Source organism: Vibrio hangzhouensis (assembly GCF_900107935.1).
Classification (GTDB): Bacteria; Pseudomonadota; Gammaproteobacteria; order Enterobacterales; family Vibrionaceae; genus Vibrio; species Vibrio hangzhouensis.
Window position 1 is genome coordinate 334,704 of the sequence record NZ_FNVG01000003.1, and the last position, 19,154, is coordinate 353,857.

General features: G+C 47.9%; 21 protein-coding genes. 13 read left to right on the forward strand and 8 right to left on the reverse strand.

The window, feature by feature from the left end:
• Positions 1-26 precede the first annotated feature (26 nt).
• From C4S60_RS05110 to C4S60_RS05120, 3 genes are read right to left on the reverse strand one after another with little or no spacing between them, the layout of a single operon-like run.
• Positions 27-971 (reverse strand): 5-oxoprolinase subunit C family protein, encoded by a 945-nt coding sequence (locus tag C4S60_RS05110; protein WP_103879253.1) that lies wholly within the window; start codon positions 969-971, stop codon positions 27-29.
• The gene (gene pxpB, locus C4S60_RS05115) at positions 953-1,654 is read right to left on the reverse strand and encodes a 5-oxoprolinase subunit PxpB (RefSeq protein ID WP_103879254.1); all 702 of its coding nucleotides are present in this window, start codon (positions 1,652-1,654) and stop codon (positions 953-955) included. The genes C4S60_RS05110 and pxpB overlap by 19 nt, the downstream gene beginning before the upstream one ends.
• 3 nt (positions 1,655-1,657) lie before the next feature.
• Positions 1,658-2,392 carry a 5-oxoprolinase subunit PxpA gene (locus tag C4S60_RS05120; RefSeq protein ID WP_103879255.1) on the reverse strand — a complete coding sequence of 245 codons (735 nt, stop codon included), beginning with the start codon at positions 2,390-2,392 and terminating at the stop codon, positions 1,658-1,660.
• Positions 2,393-2,954: 562 nt separating this feature from the next.
• Here C4S60_RS05120 and C4S60_RS05125 point away from each other — a divergent pair.
• Genes C4S60_RS05125 through C4S60_RS05135 form a run of 3 tightly spaced genes read left to right on the forward strand, consistent with a single transcriptional unit; the run spans position 2,955 to position 5,679 of the window.
• Positions 2,955-3,182, forward strand: coding sequence for a FeoA family protein (locus tag C4S60_RS05125; RefSeq protein ID WP_103879256.1), 228 nt, complete (start codon positions 2,955-2,957; stop codon positions 3,180-3,182).
• On the forward strand, positions 3,182-5,452 hold the full coding sequence (feoB, locus tag C4S60_RS05130) for a Fe(2+) transporter permease subunit FeoB (RefSeq protein ID WP_103879257.1): 2,271 nt from the start codon (positions 3,182-3,184) through the stop codon (positions 5,450-5,452). Before C4S60_RS05125 ends, feoB begins: the two co-directional genes overlap by 1 nt.
• Positions 5,449-5,679: a FeoC-like transcriptional regulator gene (locus C4S60_RS05135; RefSeq protein ID WP_103879258.1), complete on the forward strand. Its 231-nt coding sequence runs from the start codon at positions 5,449-5,451 to the stop codon at positions 5,677-5,679. The genes feoB and C4S60_RS05135 overlap by 4 nt, the downstream gene beginning before the upstream one ends.
• A gap of 110 nt (positions 5,680-5,789) precedes the next feature.
• Here the strand turns inward: C4S60_RS05135 and C4S60_RS05140 are convergent, their stop codons facing one another.
• Both C4S60_RS05140 and argS read right to left on the reverse strand, forming a co-directional pair.
• Entirely contained in the window at positions 5,790-6,218 is a 429-nt protein-coding gene (locus tag C4S60_RS05140; protein WP_103879259.1) for an HIT family protein, read from the reverse strand.
• A 131-nt stretch (positions 6,219-6,349) separates the two neighbouring features.
• The gene (gene argS, locus C4S60_RS05145) at positions 6,350-8,083 is read right to left on the reverse strand and encodes an arginine--tRNA ligase (protein WP_103879260.1); all 1,734 of its coding nucleotides are present in this window, start codon (positions 8,081-8,083) and stop codon (positions 6,350-6,352) included.
• A 175-nt stretch (positions 8,084-8,258) separates the two neighbouring features.
• Between argS and C4S60_RS05150 the strand changes: the two genes are divergently transcribed.
• Entirely contained in the window at positions 8,259-8,858 is a 600-nt protein-coding gene (locus C4S60_RS05150; protein ID WP_103879261.1) for a VOC family protein, read from the forward strand.
• A gap of 19 nt (positions 8,859-8,877) precedes the next feature.
• On the opposite strand, the gene C4S60_RS23495 is transcribed toward C4S60_RS05150, so the two are convergent.
• Positions 8,878-9,051 carry a hypothetical protein gene (locus C4S60_RS23495; RefSeq protein ID WP_160111330.1) on the reverse strand — a complete coding sequence of 58 codons (174 nt, stop codon included), beginning with the start codon at positions 9,049-9,051 and terminating at the stop codon, positions 8,878-8,880.
• Positions 9,052-9,199: 148 nt separating this feature from the next.
• Between C4S60_RS23495 and C4S60_RS05155 the strand changes: the two genes are divergently transcribed.
• The gene (locus C4S60_RS05155; RefSeq protein WP_146060847.1) at positions 9,200-9,808 is read left to right on the forward strand and encodes a M8 family metallopeptidase; all 609 of its coding nucleotides are present in this window, start codon (positions 9,200-9,202) and stop codon (positions 9,806-9,808) included.
• Positions 9,809-9,852: 44 nt separating this feature from the next.
• Here the strand turns inward: C4S60_RS05155 and purU are convergent, their stop codons facing one another.
• On the reverse strand, positions 9,853-10,686 hold the full coding sequence (purU, locus tag C4S60_RS05160; protein ID WP_103879263.1) for a formyltetrahydrofolate deformylase: 834 nt from the start codon (positions 10,684-10,686) through the stop codon (positions 9,853-9,855).
• A gap of 266 nt (positions 10,687-10,952) precedes the next feature.
• Between purU and C4S60_RS05165 the strand changes: the two genes are divergently transcribed.
• The 8 genes from C4S60_RS05165 to rnd all read left to right on the forward strand — a co-directional run bounded on the left by C4S60_RS05165 (position 10,953) and on the right by rnd (position 18,806).
• The gene (locus C4S60_RS05165) at positions 10,953-11,150 is read left to right on the forward strand and encodes a hypothetical protein (protein ID WP_103879264.1); all 198 of its coding nucleotides are present in this window, start codon (positions 10,953-10,955) and stop codon (positions 11,148-11,150) included.
• Between the two features lie 113 nt (positions 11,151-11,263).
• The gene (gene yoaA, locus C4S60_RS05170; protein WP_103879265.1) at positions 11,264-13,222 is read left to right on the forward strand and encodes a DNA repair helicase YoaA; all 1,959 of its coding nucleotides are present in this window, start codon (positions 11,264-11,266) and stop codon (positions 13,220-13,222) included.
• A complete protein-coding gene (gene tsaB / locus C4S60_RS05175; RefSeq protein WP_103879266.1) occupies positions 13,223-13,924 on the forward strand; it encodes a tRNA (adenosine(37)-N6)-threonylcarbamoyltransferase complex dimerization subunit type 1 TsaB in 702 nt (233 codons plus the stop codon).
• A gap of 44 nt (positions 13,925-13,968) precedes the next feature.
• The gene (locus C4S60_RS05180; RefSeq protein WP_103879267.1) at positions 13,969-14,286 is read left to right on the forward strand and encodes a chromosome partitioning protein ParA; all 318 of its coding nucleotides are present in this window, start codon (positions 13,969-13,971) and stop codon (positions 14,284-14,286) included.
• A gap of 42 nt (positions 14,287-14,328) precedes the next feature.
• On the forward strand, positions 14,329-14,877 hold the full coding sequence (locus C4S60_RS05185) for a Slp family lipoprotein (RefSeq protein WP_208623246.1): 549 nt from the start codon (positions 14,329-14,331) through the stop codon (positions 14,875-14,877).
• Between the two features lie 2 nt (positions 14,878-14,879).
• The gene (locus C4S60_RS05190) at positions 14,880-15,746 is read left to right on the forward strand and encodes an alpha/beta fold hydrolase (protein WP_103879268.1); all 867 of its coding nucleotides are present in this window, start codon (positions 14,880-14,882) and stop codon (positions 15,744-15,746) included.
• A 168-nt stretch (positions 15,747-15,914) separates the two neighbouring features.
• Positions 15,915-17,615 (forward strand): long-chain-fatty-acid--CoA ligase FadD, encoded by a 1,701-nt coding sequence (gene fadD, locus C4S60_RS05195; RefSeq protein WP_103879269.1) that lies wholly within the window; start codon positions 15,915-15,917, stop codon positions 17,613-17,615.
• Between the two features lie 75 nt (positions 17,616-17,690).
• Positions 17,691-18,806 carry a ribonuclease D gene (gene rnd, locus C4S60_RS05200; protein WP_103879270.1) on the forward strand — a complete coding sequence of 372 codons (1,116 nt, stop codon included), beginning with the start codon at positions 17,691-17,693 and terminating at the stop codon, positions 18,804-18,806.
• A 31-nt stretch (positions 18,807-18,837) separates the two neighbouring features.
• On the opposite strand, the gene C4S60_RS05205 is transcribed toward rnd, so the two are convergent.
• Positions 18,838-19,154 (reverse strand): integrase core domain-containing protein (locus C4S60_RS05205; RefSeq protein ID WP_146060848.1); only part of this gene is annotated, 317 nt, incomplete at its 5' end.

Here is a 19,154-nt window from a genome sequence, read left to right on the forward strand (position 1 = left end):
CCGGGCCTGAGGTAATGGTTCGGCGATCAGAGACCGAAATAGTGGTAAAACGCCCGCTGTTTCACACGTTCGATTTCCAGGTCGGTAAGCACAAATCGTAAAGTGTCTCCTGGACGCATTTGCCCGAGAGTAGGTAGATCGCGAAATGCTATTGTGCCCAACTTGTTGTAGCCGCCCAAAGTCTGTCGATCCTGTAGCATGATGATGGGATCGCCATCTGGGGGGAGCTGCACTGCGCCACAAACTATCCCTTCCGAGATCAATGATCCCAAAGGCTGTGCTTCGTCCGGGCGTTCATCGTGTTCCAGCGATTCTAACCTTACTCCCATTCTGTTGCTATTGGGGGTGACTCGGTAAGTGGTGGCTAAGACTTTGTCAATGAGGTGCTGCGGTAACTTTGAGTATTGAAAAGCAGGGATCAGACGAAGCTCTTGATGATGGGCATAAATGGGAATCGCGGAAGTGGGCATGACGGCCAAAGAGTTGTTTGGCTCTGGGCTGATAGCGAGACGGTCACCAAGTTGCAATGCCAGCCCCTGATGTGGCCCGCCAATGTGATTTCGCTCTACGGTAGAGGTACTTCCCATAAACGGTACTACGTCGAACCCTCCAGCCACGCTAAGGTAACTACGCAGGCCAGATTTAGGGATTCTTAAGTGGATCTCCTCGCCATTGGTTAGCGAGAACGGTTGCCAGGGGGCGATGTGGCTGCCAGTTGTGGCGTTGAAAGCGTTGCAATCTGCTCCTGTCAACACCAGCATCAAATCGCCATTGGCGCGCAATTTCACTCTTCCTAACAGAATTTCCAGGCTGGTAGCATGAACCGAATTGCCAAGTAGTTTTTGTCCCCAGCAATGCGCCAAAAGGTCGGCGGCTCCTCCCTGGCTCAAGCCGTAGCGCGCACAATGATAGCGGCCTATGTCCTGAAAAGTGACATGATGGTTCTGATTTACTATGACCAGTTCTGGCATATCTGTCCCCCTAGCTCAAAGTATTCTTTTTTATCGATGGGTTCAAACTTCACCTTATCGCCCACTTTGAGGAGTGAATTTTGCGGGGCCAATGGGTCATAAAAGGAAATGGGGCAGTTTGCGATAATCTGCCATCCTCCAGGTGTAGCGCTGGGATACACTGCAGTCTGATGATTGGCAATGCCTACACTGCCTTTAGGTACCTTAGCTCTCGGAGTTACCAGTCGTGGGACTTGAATCTCTGCAGGGACCTCAGCCAAAAAAGCAAATCCGGGGGCGAATCCGATGGCACAGACCGTGTAAGTGGTTTGGGAATGGAGTTCGATGATGCGCTCAATTGGGATAGACAAAGTTTGTGACATGGACACCAACTCTGGCCCCACTTCATGGGAATAATAAGCGGGCAACGTGACTAAAGAGGAGGTATCTCTGTCCACAACCTCAGTGATGTCTGTGGTGCGAAACCATTGGACGATCTGCAGTTCTGACACCTTTAAAGGGTGATACTCAATCAACAAAGAGGTATAGGACGGCGTACAGTTTAACAGCGCATCGCCAAATGTCTGCTCTAATTGCGTGGCATATTGACCAATCGAGATCGGAAGTGAAATGTCCACGGTATCGGCGAAATAGACCATCAATGCCGATTCTGAGACCGGAGTAATTGAACGTGGTTTGGTCATGTATCACTCCTCATTTTGTAGCAGTGCTTTGATCGCTTTTGCTACACTGATTGATGCCAGATTATCGCCATGAACACAGAGAGTGTCGGCAGTCAGTTGCACCTCTCCTTCATCCAGTGTCTTCAGAGGCTGGCTTTTTATAATGGTCTTTGCCTGTGACAGGATCGTGTGTTCTTCGTGGAGGACAGAGCCAGACAGGCTACGTGGAGCCAGTAGGCCAGAACTGAGGTAGCGTCTATCGGCGAAGGCTTCAAATAGAAGAGAAGCTCCCATTTTATTGGCGTGTTCAAGATGCTGCTCAGCGTCAGCAGTTGCTAGCATCATTACAGGCAGTCCCGACACTGCAGACACTGTGAACATCGCACTCAATACCTCTTGTGATACCAGCATGTCGTTATAAAGCGCACCATGTGGTTTGAAGTAACTCACAGTACCGCCGCGATACCCAGCTAGTGATTGCAGTGCACCAATTTGGTACAGAACCGAGTGAATGAGGGCGTCTCTGGCCATGGGAATCGAGCGTCGCCCAAATCCCTCTTTATCGGCGTATCCAGGATGAGCACCAATTGTCACCTCGTATTGCAGGCAAAGATCGATAGTTCTGACCATCACATCTGGATCCGAAGCATGAAAACCGCAAGCGATATTGGCCATGTCCAATACTGGAATGAGCAGTTCGTCTTGTCCCATTTGCCAAGGTCCAAAGCTTTCTCCAACATCACCATTCAGTTTAACCATAGTATTCACTTCCATTCAAACACATAGTAATGATTATGGTGATTAGAATAATGGTTTACAAATCAGAAAAGTAGCAGGTTGGAACGACTTTGAGAGAGAGGAGAGAAAAAAAATTCGCGGCATAGCCGGGGGACCATACCGCGGGTGCCAATGACACCTTCGCTTGCTGCCGGAGTGATGTGGTTTTCCACATCACCTCTGGAATTTCGATTAACAGGAGCAGGTTTGCTCTGTTGGTGTTCACTATAAGTATTTCCACTTAGTTCACGTATAAAAAAAACGGCAAGTTATCATGACTTTTGCGACATTATTTACCTTGATGTTTAACTAATTGAATTATATTGATTTTATCTTATTTTAGTTTTTTGGTACGTGATTGGTGTGTTACAGAAAGCGGTTTGTTGCCGACAAATTGACGTAATTGACGGACACATTTTGACAAATATTACAGTTGCATATTGAGCAAAATTGATTTGGCGCAAAGCGGGATCTTAGTTTTCACCTTTAAAATTAGTGTTAATGTTAATATTTCTCATTACCAATCATAGTTTGGGTGAATCTAATGAAACTTGCTGATTTGAATATTGGGGGCTGTGGCAAAATCACTGCGCTCACTGGGCTATCAAACGACGTACGAAAAAAGCTGATGGTAATGGGACTATTACCAAATACCGAAGTTAAAGTGATCCGCCGCGCACCAATGGGTGACCCACTGCAAATTGAAGTTCGTGGAGTGAGTTTAGCGGTACGCAACACCATTGCCCAATCCATTGAAGTGGAGTCGTTGTAATGAACTACACAATCCTTACCGTTGGTAACCCCAACAGCGGTAAAACCACATTATTTAATGGCCTGACGGGGGCTAAACAGCAAGTGGGAAACTGGGCGGGCGTCACGGTTGAAAAGAAAACCGGGCAATATCAGCACGCGGGTGATGAATTCCAACTAACGGACTTACCGGGCATTTACGCTCTGGATAGTGGCAATGACGGCAACAGTATTGATGAGTCCATTGCTTCGCGAGCGGTTTTGACCCATCCGGCCGATCTGATCATTAACGTTGTCGATGCGACAAGTCTGGAGCGCAGCCTATACATGACGCTTCAGTTGCGTGAGCTTGGTCGCCCGATGGTTGTGGTCCTAAATAAAATGGATGCGCTGAAACGAGAGCGCGTGAAGTTGGATATAGCAGGGTTGGAAAAGGCACTAGGGTGTCCGGTCATGACCCTTTCGGCGACCGATAAAGACCAGGTTCGTAACCTGAAAGAGCGTCTGCATAAGACTGTTGTCCAGGGGCTTACTCTGGATGCTCTGAACATTGATTATGGTGTTGAGATGGAACAGGCCATCGCTAAAGTTGAAACCGTCTTTGCCGGAGAGTCAGTGAATCCAAGAGCTCTGTCGATCAGGGCATTGGAAAATGACGTCATGGTGCTGAATGCTCTGACATCGGAACAACGAGATACCATCGCGCTGGCAGGTCAGCAAACTGAGCTTGATATCGACCTACAAGTAGCTGATACCAAGTACACTTTTTTACATGAACAGTGCAAGAAACTGCGTCGTAGTGAAGGAAAGTTAAGCCGTAGCTTCACTGAGAAAGTAGATGCCTTGATTCTTAACAAGTGGGTCGGCGTACCGTTCTTCTTTGTGGTGATGTACCTGATGTTCATGTTCTCGATTAACATTGGTAGCGCATTCATCGACTTTTTTGATATCGGTGTAGGGGCACTCCTGGTTGATGGGGGACATTATCTTCTTGACGATCATTTGCCCGTCTGGTTGGTGACATTGATTGCAGACGGTGTTGGAGGTGGTATTCAAACGGTTGCTACCTTTATTCCTGTAATTGCGGCGCTTTATCTGTTTTTGGCCGTTTTGGAAAGCTCTGGCTATATGTCCCGAGCAGCCTTCGTTTTAGATAAAGTAATGCAGAAAATTGGTCTTCCAGGTAAGGCGTTTGTGCCACTAGTATTGGGTTTCGGCTGTAACGTACCTTCTATTATGGCCACGCGTACTCTGGATCAGGAGCGAGAGCGTAAACTTGCAGCCTCAATGGCACCATTTATGTCGTGTGGTGCGCGCCTGCCTGTATACGCGTTGTTCGCGGCGGCTTTTTTCCCGCAAAGTGGACAGAATGTGGTGTTTGCTCTTTATGTATTGGGCATCATCGCTGCGGTGTTTACAGGCCTTGTGTTGAAGCACACTGTCTATCCGGGATCGAGCGACAGCCTGGTAATGGAAATGCCGGACTATGAACTGCCTACATTCCAGAATGTGATGATCAAAACCTGGCAGAAGCTGAAACGTTTTGTTTTGGGGGCGGGTAAAACCATAGTGGTAGTGGTGACTATTCTGAGCTTCCTTAACTCTGTGGGTACTGATGGTTCATTTGGCAATGAAGACAGCGAAAATTCGGTACTGTCTAAAGCGGCACAAGTAGTGACGCCCGTGTTTGCGCCTATGGGAGTGCAGCAAGACAACTGGCCTGCGACTGTGGGTATTATTACCGGTATTTTTGCCAAAGAAGCGGTTGTTGGCACACTGAACAGTCTTTATACCTCAGAGGAGGGGGAAGAGACTGAATACGACTTGATCGGCAGCTTGCAAGAAGCTGTGGCGTCTATTCCTGCTAATTTGGCGGCACTCAGCTACTCTGATCCTTTGGGAGTGGATGTTGGTGACTTGTCTGACAGCAATGCGGTAGCGGAAGAACAGGAAGTGGATAGCTCTATTTTTGGTAATCTGAAAGGCTATTTTGTGAGTGGCAATGCGGCATTTGCCTACCTTATCTTTATTCTGCTTTATACACCTTGTGTCGCAGCGATGGGGGCATACGTAAAAGAGTTTGGTCAAAAGTACGCACGCTTTATCGCACTCTGGACCATGGGCCTGGCTTATGGTGGCGCGACTCTGTACTACCAGATCACACACTTTGCAGCTCATCCGGCATCAAGTGCACTTTGGATTGCGGTGATACTGGGTGCTGGCATTCTGATGTTCAAACTACTGCAGCGTCAGGGGAGAAAGCAAATTGAACCAGAGGTCCAGGTGGCATGATATTGTCAGAGCTAAAACACTATATTGAACATAACCCTGGTGCGAGTCGGCACGACCTGGCGAAAAAGTTTGCCCTAAGTGAAGATGGTGTTGATGCAATGCTGGCGGTATGGATTCGCAAAGGCACGATCTCCCGAATGTTGGATACGAACCAATCCCAGCAGGTGACTCGGGTGCGATATTCGCTTAACCGAACCGATGCTTTGTCAGTGACGGTCAGAATGTAATAACTGGAAGACAGACTACAATAGCCGCTTCAATGAAGCGGCTATTTTTATTGATGTTGACTTAACCTAAACAACTTATCGCCAGCACTTAACATCAGCGGGCGGGGAGATTAACTGCGCTGAAACAGGCTACTCAGGGAGAGTACATTGCCGATACGGGTCATGAGCTCAGCTTGTTCCTCATCGCTGCGTTGCTCGCCTTTGGTGTTTCCCCACACAGGCCCAGGCCAGGCAATGTCGTCCTTAAAACGGGCGATATGATGGATATGAAGTTGCGGCACCATATTGCCTAAGGCACCCAAGTTGAGTTTATCCGGCTGGAAAGTGGCTTCAAGCGCCTGGCTGACCGCCTGAGATTCAAGTAAAAACTGCTGTTGCTCCTGCATTGGCAAATGGTGCAGTTCTTTAAGATTTTCGCGTTTGGGTACCAGAATGACCCAGGGAACGGCGCTGTCTTTGCTCAATAGCGCAATGCAAAGCGGGAAGTGACCCAGTACCGTTGTGTCTTTTGCCAACTGTGGATGTAATTCGAAACTCATGTTCTCATTCCGTGGTCGATAAAGTGGATTCAGTATATCTTAACATGCGGGATTTGTAGTCGGACTGCAGATAAAATAAAAGGTTGACGTTTTCACGCCAACCTTTTTACCGTCATGCCTTTAGTGGGGCATTACATACGTTCTAGCGTATCAATGCCTAGCAGATCCAGACCTTGTTTGATGGTCTTAGCCGTTAGTGCAGCAAGACGTAGACGGCTTTGCTTCACAGCTTCGTCTTCAGCGATTAGGATTGGGCACGCTTCGTAGAAGCTAGAGAATTGACCTGCTAGTTCAAACAGGTAGCTACACATGATGTGAGGCTGACCTTCACGAGCCACTGACTCAACCGCTTCTTCAAATTGTAGAAGCTTAGCGACTAGTGCTTTCTCTTTTTCATCAGTGATCTTGATGTCGCCAGCAAGCTCATCCATAGAAACGCCAGCTTTAGCAAATATTGATGCCACGCGAGTGTATGCGTACTGCATGTATGGCGCAGTGTTGCCTTCGAACGCTAGCATATTGTCCCAGTCGAACACGTAGTCAGTGGTACGGTGCTTAGAAAGATCGGCATACTTAACCGCTGCCATCGCAACAGTGTTAGCAATGTTTGCTTTCTCTTCGCTCGCAAGCTCTGGATTCTTAGATTCGATAAGCGCGTTAGCACGTTCTACCGCTTCATCCAGTAGATCAGCAAGACGAACCGTACCGCCTGCACGTGTCTTAAATGGACGGCCATCTTTACCTAGCATCATGCCGAACGCATGGTGCTCAAGAGTTGTTGACTCTGGTACGTAGCCTGCTTTACGAACGATAGTCCATGCCTGCTGTAGGTGCTGGTGCTGACGTGAGTCGATGAAGTAAAGTACACGATCCGCGCCTAGTTGCTCATAACGGTACTTAGCACATGCGATATCAGTGGTGGTGTATAGGAAACCACCGTCGCGTTTTTGGATGATAACGCCCATTGGCTCACCATCTTTGTTTTTGTATTCATCAAGGAATACCACCTGCGCGCCGTCATCCTCAACTGCTAGGCCTTTTTCTTGAAGATCTTTTACGATAGCTGGAAGCATGTCGTTATACATACTTTCGCCCATCACATCTTCGCGAGTAAGCGATACGTTTAGACGGTCGTAGTTACGCTGGTTTTGAATCATAGTGATATCAACTAGTTTCTTCCACATCTCAGCGCAGAACTCATCACCACTCTGTAGTTTAACTACGTAGTTACGAGCGCGTACTGCGAATTCTTCGTCTTCATCGTACAGTTTTTTAGATTCACGGTAGAAGGCTTCCAGGTCAGAAAGCTCCATAGACACTTCGCCAGATTCTTTTTGAACGCGCTCTAGGTTTGCGATAAGCATACCGAACTGAGTACCCCAGTCACCGATGTGGTTAGCACGAACAACCTTGTGGCCAAGGAACTCTAGAGTACGAACAACCGCATCACCGATGATGGTTGAACGAAGGTGACCAACGTGCATCTCTTTTGCAACGTTTGGTGCTGAGTAGTCTGCAACGATCGTTTGTTGCGCTTGTGTCGCTACACCTAGGCGAGCATCAGCAAGAGCTTGGTCGGCTTGCTGTGCTAGAAACTCTTCGCTTAGGAAGATGTTGATAAAACCGGGACCAGCAATTTCAGTTTTGCTTGCAATTCCATCTAGGTCCAAAACATCCAGAACTTTTTGCGCGAATTCTCGTGGATTAGTGCCCAACTTCTTAGCAACGCCCATTACACCATTCGCTTGGTAGTCACCAAACTGTGGTTTTGCTGATTGGCGAACAGCCGCAGGACTGCCTGCAGGTGCGCCAGCGGCTTCGAGAGCCTGAGATACTTTGTCGTTGATCAGTGCTTGGATATTCACACGCATTTCCTTCAAAACTTGGCTTCAATTCTTGGAATTGGATTTAATCTAGTAAATTGGCGCACATAATAGCAACTTTAGCGCCGCTGACCTAGGGGGAAAGTTTGTATTTTTTCTGATTCTGACTAAATCCTGCTACTATTTGGTGTTTGATGACCAAAACGAGCCGGAAAAAATGCAACAAACCCTGATAGAAAAAGGATTAGTGCCTTCTTTGATGCTGAATAAAATTGATGATTTTCTGGATAATATTCAGGCTTTATGCAGCAAGTTATCTATGGATTTATCCAGTTATCAAGCGGACCACATTGCCTTGAGAATCAATGATTCTGAGGTGGCGAAAGCAGCGCATCAGGCATGGTTACCCTACGGTCAGGTGATTTCTGAAGCGCAAATTAACGGTCGACCTATTGTTGTGCTTGCGTTCAATCAACCAGTAAAAAGTCATGGGTGGTCGATTGAGTGTCTGGAGCTGCCTTACCCTGCCATCGGTAAGTCTCACCCAGTGGAAGATTGGGAACATGTCGAGTTTGTTGTTCCGTCATCGGCAACGACAGCGGAAGCGTTCTTGCTGCATTTGGTAGATATCTTCCCTGCGCTGGCTGAAAGCCTCGAACAACTGGATACCCTTAACATCAGCATGAAGCTTTCCAGCCCAAAGGGGGAAGGGGAACGGCTGGCCAACCCGACGGTCGCCTTTAAGCATGACAATATTTGTATCAAGCTGCACCCACACAGTTTGAAGCGCATTGTGGCCTCTGAACAGTCGGCATAAACTTCTGCATGGCATTGAGTTAACCGTCTGGAAGAGCATGACCCGAATCGGCTCGGTGATCACAATATAGCGACAAGCCCTTACCGATAACCCAGTTGTTTAAGACTAGACTCAATAAGTCAACATCGTCTTTTAGGAACTGACACGTGATGATCAAATCAACACTCCACATCGGATCAGGGCTTGTTTTCATATGCTTCGCGCTCTCGGTATCAGCCACCGAGTTTGATACAGAAAACCCACGCTGCAAACCCAGCCAACAGCGACAAGTGTCTAACGGGCACATTGATCTCAATTTAACTTTTTGTAATCGCCTGACCCTTCACAATGGTGAACAAGTTGTGTGGACGTCAAACTACATCTCACCATACGAGGTTGCAGCAGAACGCTGGCTGCAAGTGCTTACCGCTGTTGATGGTGTTGAACATCACTCGCTTGGTATCAACGTCTATGTGGTTCCACTAGCGGACGCTAATGGAATGGCAGGGCCTGAGTCTGAAATCGATGTGAACTGGCGACTGATCCCAACCCAAGGATCGGTTTTTATCGGCAGTCACACCTATGAACCCGAGTTCGACAACATCGAGTTCAGAGCCAATATTCTGCATGAAATGGGGCATGTATTTGGTGTCGGGGCGTATTCGATGGACTACACGCGTCACGACAAACAGTTCGGAAAAGTCTTTCTGGTTCGTGACAGTCAGGCGGTTAAACAGTTCAATCAGCAGTATTCTGTTAATTATAGCGAGTTACCCATCAGTGACGACGGAGGGCATTTGTATGATTCAAAGTGGGCTGAAGACAAACCGCGATACAACCAGAACGGTCAGCCAGTACCGGATATGACAGAAGAGCTGATGGCAAACGGTGCCAAAATTGGTCCGGTGACATTAGGGTTGCTGGATGACCTAGGTTACCAAGTCGATTATTCGAAGGGCGATCGTTACTAAATTGAAAGGCGCTTCCCTTATGAGAGAAGCGCCGGGAATAACCGTTAGAGAATGACGGTCTTGTTGCCGTAGACAAAGACATGGTCATTGATGACTTTGTTCAAGGCTTTGGACAGCACGTTTTTCTCAACATCTCGTCCAGCTTGAGCCATGTCGGCGGCACTGAAGTTGTGGTCTACAGGAATTACATCCTGTTTAATGATAGGTCCTTCATCCAGGTCGTTAGTAACAAAGTGCGCCGTTGCACCAATGATTTTGACCCCGCGGTCATAAGCCTGCTGATAAGGTTTCGCGCCGATAAAGGCTGGCAAGAAGCTGTGGTGAATGTTGATGATCTTATGGTGGTACTTCTCAACAAAGGTCGGCGTCAGTACGCGCATATATTTTGCCAATACCAGATAGTCGGCATCGTACTGATCGATGGCTTCCAGCATTTTTGCTTCGTGTTCTTCACGGCTCAGGCCATCATGTGACACACTGTGGTAAGGGATGTCAAATTTCTCAGTCAGTCCCTGCAGGATATCGTAGTTACCGATCACCGCAGCAATGTCTACATCCAGACTGCCGTCAAAATTCTTCATCAGAATATCGCCCAGACAATGCGCTTCTTTGGTCACCAGAATCACGATGCGTTTGCGTGATGAACCAACGAGTTTTCGTTTGGCGCCTGTTGGCAGGGCTTGATCCAGATCGGCCAGAAAAGTTTCATCGTTAAAATAACCCTCCAGCTCGGTACGCATAAAGAAATGGCCGCTGGTGTTATCCACAAATTCGTTGTTGTGAATAATGTTGAGCTGATGCTTGTAACAGATGTTGGTGATTTTAGAGATCAGTCCAGGAGCATCATTACAATGCGTCAATAAGGTTTTCTTTTCCATGATTTACCGCTTCCGTGAAATATAAACTGTACCTCTTCGTAATACTGAATTCAGGGATAATATCAGGTAATAGTGCAACATATTGATGTGCGTCTAATTTTACGAATGTGAGGATTTAAATTGGTGCGTTTATTGAGGTTGTACGCAATCTATCCGACATTATTAATCTATTCTGAGCTAGGTTTCAACAAAAGAAGTCAGTCTGGATCGCTCAAAGGTTGTTCTGGCTTTGTTGGACTTTTTCAATTCAGCTTCAGGAGAGTGCTATGGACAAAGAACTACTCGCGCGCAAACTCTATGAACAGCGAGTTTCAGAGCTCGTCGGAGATTCAGTCATCGACCTTCATGAACTTGATGAACTCTGGCAGAGCAAAGTATCACCCACTCAGGCAGCGGAACAGTTAAAACAACAGAGTGAACCGAATGCTCCGGGGTGGCTGACCCGTTATCTCAATAAATACTGACTTTCTCTTCATTACGTCATCAGACCAAGGGGGCTTGCATGCCTCCTTTTCAATTTTGAACTGCAGATGGATTGGGTATACTAGGCCCATCATTTACCCAGCAGCAGCCGCAAATGGTTTCACGAACAATTACAAAAGCCTTCGCTTCTGACGGAGCATTGGGACAGGTCATTCCTGGGTTCCAGCCGAGGCAACCACAACTCGATATGGCGGAGGCGGTTGAACAGGCCATTGCCAATCAATCACAGTTGGTGGTCGAAGCCGGAACGGGAACAGGTAAGACGTTTGCTTATTTGGTGCCAGCGCTGCTGAGTGGCAAAAAAACCATCATCAGTACCGGTTCAAAGAATCTGCAAGAGCAGCTATTTCATCGTGATTTACCCTTGATGGTCGAAGCTCTGGGATTTCACGGCCAGGTATCCCTGCTCAAAGGGCGTTCCAACTACCTGTGTCTGGACAGGCTTAGCCGACAAATGGTGGAAAGTCATACCACCGAGACCCAGACCGACCTGTTATCACAATTGGTCAAAGTGCGCAGTTGGTCATCCGAGACCAAATCGGGGGATTTGGGTGAGTGTGATGCCATAGCCGAAGACAGTCCTGTCATACCGACGATCACGTCCACCAACGATAATTGTCTGGGTAAAGAGTGCCCCAGTTATCAGGACTGTTTCGTGCTCAAAGCGCGTAAACGTGCCCTGGATTCTGATGTGGTGGTGGTGAACCATCACCTGTTTATGGCGGATCTTGCCATCAAGGAAACGGGATTTGGCGAGCTGATCCCCGAGGCGGAAGTGTTCATATTTGATGAGGCGCACCAGATCCCTGATATTGCCAGTCAGTACTTTGGTCAGTCGATCTCGAGTCGACAAATCCAGGATCTGGCTAAAGACATCGAGATTGGTTATCGCACTGAAGCCAGAGACATGCGTCAGTTGCAAAAGGCAGGTGACCGGTTGTCTCAGGCTGCAATGGATATGCGTATTGTGTTGGGAGACACCGGATTTCGGGGTAACTGGCGTGATGCAATTGCCTCTCCGAGCATTAAGCGCGAGATGGATCGTCTGCTCGATGCACTGAATCTGGTGATTGATGTACTTAAGCTTGCTTTGGGGCGCAGTCAGCTGTTGGATACGGCGTTTGAGCGTGCAACTCTGGTCAAAGGACGTCTTGAACGAGTCTGTGATGTGACAATTACGGGTTACTCCTATTGGTACGATACGTCGCCACGTCATTTTAGTTTGCATATTACCCCTCTCACGGTCGCCGATAAATTCCATGAACAGGTGGAGATGAAGGGGGGGGCGTGGATATTTACTTCTGCGACTTTGGCCGTATCTGATGATTTTGGTCACTTTACCTCCCGATTAGGGCTGGTTCCTGAGCAACAGTTTTCGCTGCCGAGCCCATTTGACTATCCGAGTCAGGCCAGATTATGCGTTCCGCGCTATCTACCGGAGCCGAACAGTCAGGGGCTCGCCGATAAACTGGTACGAATGTTGTCGCCGGTGATTGAACAAAATCAGGGACGTTGCTTCTTCTTGTGTACCTCGCATAGCATGATGCGTGAGTTGGGGGAAAAGTTTCGAGAGAGTTTATCGTTACCCGTGTTACTTCAAGGTGAAACTAGTAAACAGAAAACGTTGGCCGAATTCATGGAGCTGGGTAATGCACTATTGGTGGCGACGGGCGCATTCTGGGAAGGAATAGATGTTAGAGGTGACACGCTGAGCTGTGTTATTATCGACAAACTTCCGTTTACGGCACCTGATGATCCGTTGTTAAAGGCACGCATTGAGGATTGTAAGTTGCAGGGGGGGGACCCGTTTCAACAGGTTCAGCTGCCCGATGCCGTAATTACGCTAAAGCAAGGGGTGGGGAGACTGATACGTGATCAGAAAGATCGAGGCGCACTCATCATATGTGATAATCGCCTGGTGACCAGAGAATATGGCGCCACGTTTTTGGCCAGCCTGCCTCCAATCCCGCGAACTCGGGATCTTGCAAATATAAAACAGTTTCTTGCACTGGAAACATCATCGAGTGCAGCACAAGAACATATTGAGAACTAAATGACTAACAAAATTCTAGCCATCGATACCGCAACAGAAAACTGCTCAGTTGCTCTGCTTGTTGGTGATAAGACTTACACTCGCAGTGAACTCGCGCCTCGTGACCACACGAAGAAGGTACTGCCAATGGTCGATGAACTACTGAAGGAAGCTGGCCTGACGTTATCGGAGTTGGATGCACTGGCGTTTGCTCGTGGACCGGGCAGTTTCACCGGTGTTCGCATATGCATTGGAATTGCTCAGGGGCTTGGTTTTGGTGCAGAGCTACCAATGATTGGTATTTCAACATTGAAAGCGATGGCGCAGGGAGCATATCGCACAAATGGCACCACTCAGGTTGCCAGCGCGATCGATGCGCGAATGAATGAGGTATATTGGGGCCGATTTGAGCGTATGGAGTGTGGCGACTGGAGTGAGTTCGACCATGAACAAGTAGTGCCACCTGCCGTTCTGGTAGACAATCTGACTGAAGACGAGGGTTGTTGGGGCAGAGCGGGCACAGGTTGGGATGCTTATTCTGACGCAATGACAACGCTGGCTATCACCACCGAGCCGACAGCGGTATTGTATCCTGAGGCTCAGGACATCGCGTTTTTGGCGCAATTTGAGCTGGCAAAGGGCAACACGGTTGCTGCTGAAGAAGCCAGCCCGGTTTACCTGCGTGACACCGTGGCCTGGAAGAAACTCCCTGGCAGAGAATGATAAGGTAAGGCTAAAGTGTCGTTGCACTTTAGCCAGCTGATCCTATGGTTTCGATTAACGGTCTACCGTCTACACCCACTTCACGTCAGACACAGAAAGCCAATCGCAAGAAGGCGGTGTCCAAGGCGTCTACGTCTCAGAGCTCCCAATCGACTACACAATCGACTCAAGTCACAAAAGTAGCTCAGGCGGTTGCCCATTCCGTTAAACAGGTATCGGAGGCGGACGTACAGCGTGCTCAGGTTCAGTATGATCTGCCTGAAGGCCGCTCCAGGAAAGCCCTCGAAGCCTATATGAATGTAATGAATCGTGCCAAGAGAGAGGAACTTGAACAGTTACTCGGTGTCGATATTTATATATGAAAATACACCTAAGTGACCAATTTGCATTTAAAGGTAACAAGTATGAAAATGCTGGCGAAGTTGGGCAGTCTAATGGGACTAAGTGCGCTACTGAGTGCGTGCGGCAGTCTCCCAGAGCAATTAGCCACCACCAATGAAAACGTAACAGCGCAGTATCAACTGGTAGTGGATGCGGCGAAGGGGACAGAAGTACGCCTCGGCGGGGTCATTGATACCGTGAAGAACCTACCGGATCAAACTCGAATTGAAATTGTTAATCTTCCCATTGATAAATACGGTAAGCCGGATATCGATCAGGAGCCAAACGGCCGCTTTATCGCCTATGTTGATGGTTTTGTTGATCCGGTTACCTACTCCCGTGGACGATTGATTACCGTTGGTGGCAACAAAGATGGCGTAGAGCGCGGAAAAGTTGGGGAATTTGAAGCCGACTTTCCGGTCATTCAGGCCTATGGCCAATATTTGTGGCGGGTGGAAGAGCGATTGATCATCAACCGGCATACCAGTGCGTTCAGTACTTGCTGGGGGTACTACTGTGATGACTTTTACTACGGCCCGACTCAGGGGCGAGTTATTAAAGAGGTGAAGTAACCTTGCATTCAGAACTTCAGGAGAAGTCTGTCAGAATCGATGACAGAACCATCGCCTATCTCGAATTAGAAGCCTCAAAAACGACCGCTAAGACGGTCGTTTTTATTCATGGCTGGATGGACAACGCCGCGAGCTTTCTCCCGCTGCTTTCGCGAATCGAGCAGCAGCGACTGAACTGGCGCGTTATTGCATTGGATTTGTCAGGTCATGGCCATTCAAGCCATAAGAGTGAACACCATTTTTATAACTTTCACGACTATATTGACGATCTTCACCGCATATTGATTAAAATCCAAGCGGTTGATGTTTATCTGGTAGGACATTCACTTGGTGCATTGATTGCAAGTTGCTATAGTGCAGCCTTTCCTGACAAAGTCTCGGGATTAGTTCAAATTGAAGCGCACTTTCCATTGGCAGAATCCGCCGATCTGGGCGTTGAGCGACTTCGCAAAGGGATCGAGAGTCGCGAGCGTTGGCGTAATAAGTCTCTCAAGCCCGTCCCATCGAAACAAGATGCAATAAAGATGAGAATGCGAGCGACCAAGCTCGATGCTGAGACGGTAACGCCGATTGTCGAGCGGGATCTACACCAGATTGGAGGTCAGTGGTATTGGCGTCATGACGGTAAGCTCAAGTGTGAGTCGGTCTATCGAATGACAGAGCAGCACGCCCAGGAGGTGATGGCTGCCATCACAGTACCTCACCTGATCATCTTAGGGCATAGAGGCTATCCGTATTTGCGCCAAGCCCATTGGTTATCCCTATTGAACCATGCGCAAATTGTGCAAGTGGAGGGTGATCACCATTGCCATTTAGAGTCCCCTCAAGAAGTCGTTGAACTAATACTTGGACTAGTTAACAAAAATTAAACAAGTGTTTGAGTCTTTCGTGCGCAAACTGGTCTGCTGTGTTGTAATGGCAGGAATAATAAAAACATTCACAGGGCTTTTGATTGTTAACAAGTTTTTAAACTTTGTTTCGATGTGAATGAAATCTGTGAATACGAAAGAGTGACCTTACACGCAAGGAGTATAATTGTGGATAAACCTTGGCTTTCGCGATACCCAAGTGACGTGCCTGAGCACATCAATCCGGATCAGTATCCTTCTTTAGTCGAAATGTTTGAGCAGTCAGTGCATAAATTTGCTGACCAGCCAGCCTTTATGAATATGGGTTCGGTGATGACATTCCGTAAACTGGAGGAGCGCAGTCGAGCCTTTGCCGCTTATTTGCAAAATGAGCTCAAACTTAAGAAAGGCGATCGCGTTGCGATCATGATGCCAAACCTACTGCAATACCCAGTAGCACTGTTCGGTGTGCTTCGTGCAGGCCTGATTGCGGTTAACGTCAATCCGCTTTATACCCCAAGAGAGCTCGAACATCAGTTGAATGATGCCGATGCCAAAGCCATTGTCATTGTTTCCAACTTCGCCAGTACGCTTGAACAAGTGGTGGAAAATACACCAATCAAACACGTCGTATTGACCAGTCTGGGGCAAATGCTGCCAACAGCGAAAGGCACCGTGGTGGATTTTGTCGTGAAATACGTCAAGGGTATGGTGCCTAAATACGATCTGCCAGGCGCGATTTCATTCAAAAAGGCACTGCATAAAGGTCGTCGCCTTCAATATGTTAAGCCATTTATGACGGGCGATGATATCGCTTTCCTACAGTATACCGGCGGTACGACAGGCGTGGCGAAAGGGGCGATTCTGACCCACCGTAATATGATTGCCAACGTGATGCAGGCGAAGGGGATGTATTCACCAGTACTCAATGAAGGGCGTGAGTTGGTAGTGACGGCATTGCCGCTATATCACGTCTTCGCACTGACGGTAAACTGCCTGTTGTTCATTGAAATGGGGGGCCAGAACCTCCTCATCACCAACCCACGTGATATACCGGGCTTTATTAAAGAGCTGCAAAAGTACCCGTTTACCGCCATCACAGGGGTAAACACACTATTTAATGCACTGCTCAACAACGAAGATTTCCATGAACTCGATTTTCGTGGCTTAAGACTATCCGTTGGTGGCGGTATGGCAGTACAACGTGCCGTTGCGGAGCAGTGGAAGAAAAGCACAGGTTGCTTGTTGCTTGAAGGCTATGGTCTGACGGAATGCTCTCCGCTGGTGGCCGCTTATCCTCATGATCTGGCCGAATATAATGGCTCTATTGGTTTGCCTGTGCCGTCGACAGAAGTTCGAATCGTTGATGAAGAAGGCAATCCGGTGACTGATGACTCGAAAGGGGAACTGCAGGTGCGTGGTCCGCAGGTGATGCAAGGCTACTGGCAACGAGCGGAAGCAACCAAAGAAGTCATTAATCAGGAGGGTTGGTTATCAACCGGTGATATCGTGCAGTTTGATGACGAAGGTTTCTTGCACATTGTTGACCGTAAGAAAGACATGATTCTGGTCTCAGGTTTTAATGTCTATCCGAATGAGATTGAAGACGTTGTGGCGCTGAATGATAAAGTTCTGGAAGTGGCGGCCATCGGCGAAGCAAATGAAGCGTCCGGTGAAATTGTGAAGATCTTTGTGGTGAAGAAAGACGCCTCTCTCACAAAAGAAGAGCTTATCGACCATTGTCGTCAACACCTGACTGGCTACAAAATCCCGAAACGAGTCGAGTTCAGAGAAGATTTGCCAAAAACCAACGTTGGTAAGATCCTGCGCCGAGTGTTGAGAGAAGAGAACGACGCCAAGCTGACGAAAACGTCAGAAAAAACGGTTTAACATTAACCTTTCAATACGATCAATGCTAAAATGCCAGCCCTCAGTGCTGGCATTGTTTTTTTTAAGAGAGATTGAGTGGAATATAAAATCGTAACAGAGTTTGCCGAATTGGAGTCGGTGTGTAACCAGGCTCGTGAGTCCGATGTAGTTATGTTGGACACAGAGTTTGTGCGCATTCGTACTTACTACCCAAAGCTGGGTTTGATTCAGCTGTACGACGGTGAGCAACTGTCACTTATTGATCCACTATCTATCAGTGATTTCACTCCGCTACAAGAATTGCTGCTGGATGCCTCTGTGCTGAAAGTGTTGCATGCCTGTGGTGAAGATTTGGAGGTGTTCCAGAACAGCTTTGGTTGTATGCCTTTCCCTATGGTTGATACTCAGATCATGGCGGCCTTTCTGGGGCATGGTCTTTCAACGGGTTTCGCCACGTTGGTGGAAGAGTACCTGGGTATTGAACTCGATAAAAGCGAGTCCAGAGCAGACTGGGTGGCGCGTCCATTAACGGACAAACAGCTGGATTATGCTGCAGCTGATGTACATTACTTATGGCCTTTGTACTTCAAGCTGTTTGCACAAGTCGAAGCCAAAGACTGGTGGGATGCAACGCAGCAGGAGTCAGAGCTGCTGATGCAAAAACGCATTAAATCTGTGAACCCTGACAACGCTTATCTGGACATTAAAGGGGCCTGGCAGTTAAAACGTAAGCAGTTAGCAGTGCTTAAGCCTCTCGCTACATGGCGCTTGAATGAAGCGTTAAAACGCGACCTGGCGTTGAATTTTGTCATTAAGGAGCAAGAGCTCTGGACTATCGCCAGATTCGGTTTGACCAAGCCAAAGAAAATGGAAGAAGAAGGGGTGGATCCGAGAGCGATTCGCCGCCACGGGGAGCGAATTGCGGCTATCGTTAAGCGAGCTCAGCAGACCCCGGAAGAGGAGCATCCCGACAAGATTGAACGTCTGATGGACTTTCCTGGCTACAAACAGGCTTTCAAAAAACTAAAAGATGAAGTGAAAAAAGCGGCGCAGCACAGCGGATTGGCGAATGAGTTTCTGGCGTCGAAGAAGCAACTCAATCAATACCTTTCCTGGGTTTGGAAGTATGACCGTGATCCGGCCAGATTGCCTGACGTAATGCAAGGCTGGCGATTGGAGTTGTTTGGTCGCAATCTGGACAAATTAGTGTGACCCGTCCTGATATGGGTTGACACTTTTTAGATTAAAACGCTCGATGTACTTCATCGGGCGTTTTGTATTTTAGAGCCGTGTGTGGTCTCTTTTCATTATAGAGTCTCACTGATTCTGCAACCATTTTCCGAGCTTCACTCAAGTTACTCGGCTTGTTCAGTAAGTACTCCATTTTTAAGATCCCATTGACCCGTTCTGCTAGAGCATTTTGATAGCAGTCATAACCATCAGTCATGGAGCAGCTTACCCCATGTTTATTGTGTAGTGCTTGGTATTCTCCTGAACAATATTGGAGACCTCTGTCTGAGTGGTGGATCAGCTCATCGCTACGCTTTCGTTTCTTTAGAG

Excerpts from the sequence above, each read along its gene's own strand:
- pxpB (WP_103879254.1), bottom strand. The coding sequence starts at position 1,654 with ATGACCAAACCACGTTCAATTACTCCGGTCTCAGAATCGGCATTGATG.
- C4S60_RS23495 (WP_160111330.1), bottom strand. The coding sequence starts at position 9,051 with ATGAAAACAAGCCCTGATCCGATGTGGAGTGTTGATTTGATCATCACG.
- tsaB (WP_103879266.1), top strand. The coding sequence starts at position 13,223 with ATGACTAACAAAATTCTAGCCATCGATACCGCAACAGAAAACTGCTCA.
- C4S60_RS05185 (WP_208623246.1), top strand. The coding sequence starts at position 14,329 with ATGAAAATGCTGGCGAAGTTGGGCAGTCTAATGGGACTAAGTGCGCTA.
- feoB (WP_103879257.1), top strand. The coding sequence starts at position 3,182 with ATGAACTACACAATCCTTACCGTTGGTAACCCCAACAGCGGTAAAACC.
- C4S60_RS05120 (WP_103879255.1), bottom strand. The coding sequence starts at position 2,392 with ATGGTTAAACTGAATGGTGATGTTGGAGAAAGCTTTGGACCTTGGCAA.
- purU (WP_103879263.1), bottom strand. The coding sequence starts at position 10,686 with ATGGAAAAGAAAACCTTATTGACGCATTGTAATGATGCTCCTGGACTG.
- C4S60_RS05135 (WP_103879258.1), top strand. The coding sequence starts at position 5,449 with ATGATATTGTCAGAGCTAAAACACTATATTGAACATAACCCTGGTGCG.
- C4S60_RS05150 (WP_103879261.1), top strand. The coding sequence starts at position 8,259 with ATGCAACAAACCCTGATAGAAAAAGGATTAGTGCCTTCTTTGATGCTG.
- C4S60_RS05180 (WP_103879267.1), top strand. The coding sequence starts at position 13,969 with ATGGTTTCGATTAACGGTCTACCGTCTACACCCACTTCACGTCAGACA.
- C4S60_RS05140 (WP_103879259.1), bottom strand. The coding sequence starts at position 6,218 with ATGAGTTTCGAATTACATCCACAGTTGGCAAAAGACACAACGGTACTG.
- C4S60_RS05125 (WP_103879256.1), top strand. The coding sequence starts at position 2,955 with ATGAAACTTGCTGATTTGAATATTGGGGGCTGTGGCAAAATCACTGCG.
- C4S60_RS05110 (WP_103879253.1), bottom strand. The coding sequence starts at position 971 with ATGCCAGAACTGGTCATAGTAAATCAGAACCATCATGTCACTTTTCAG.
- yoaA (WP_103879265.1), top strand. The coding sequence starts at position 11,264 with ATGGTTTCACGAACAATTACAAAAGCCTTCGCTTCTGACGGAGCATTG.
- C4S60_RS05165 (WP_103879264.1), top strand. The coding sequence starts at position 10,953 with ATGGACAAAGAACTACTCGCGCGCAAACTCTATGAACAGCGAGTTTCA.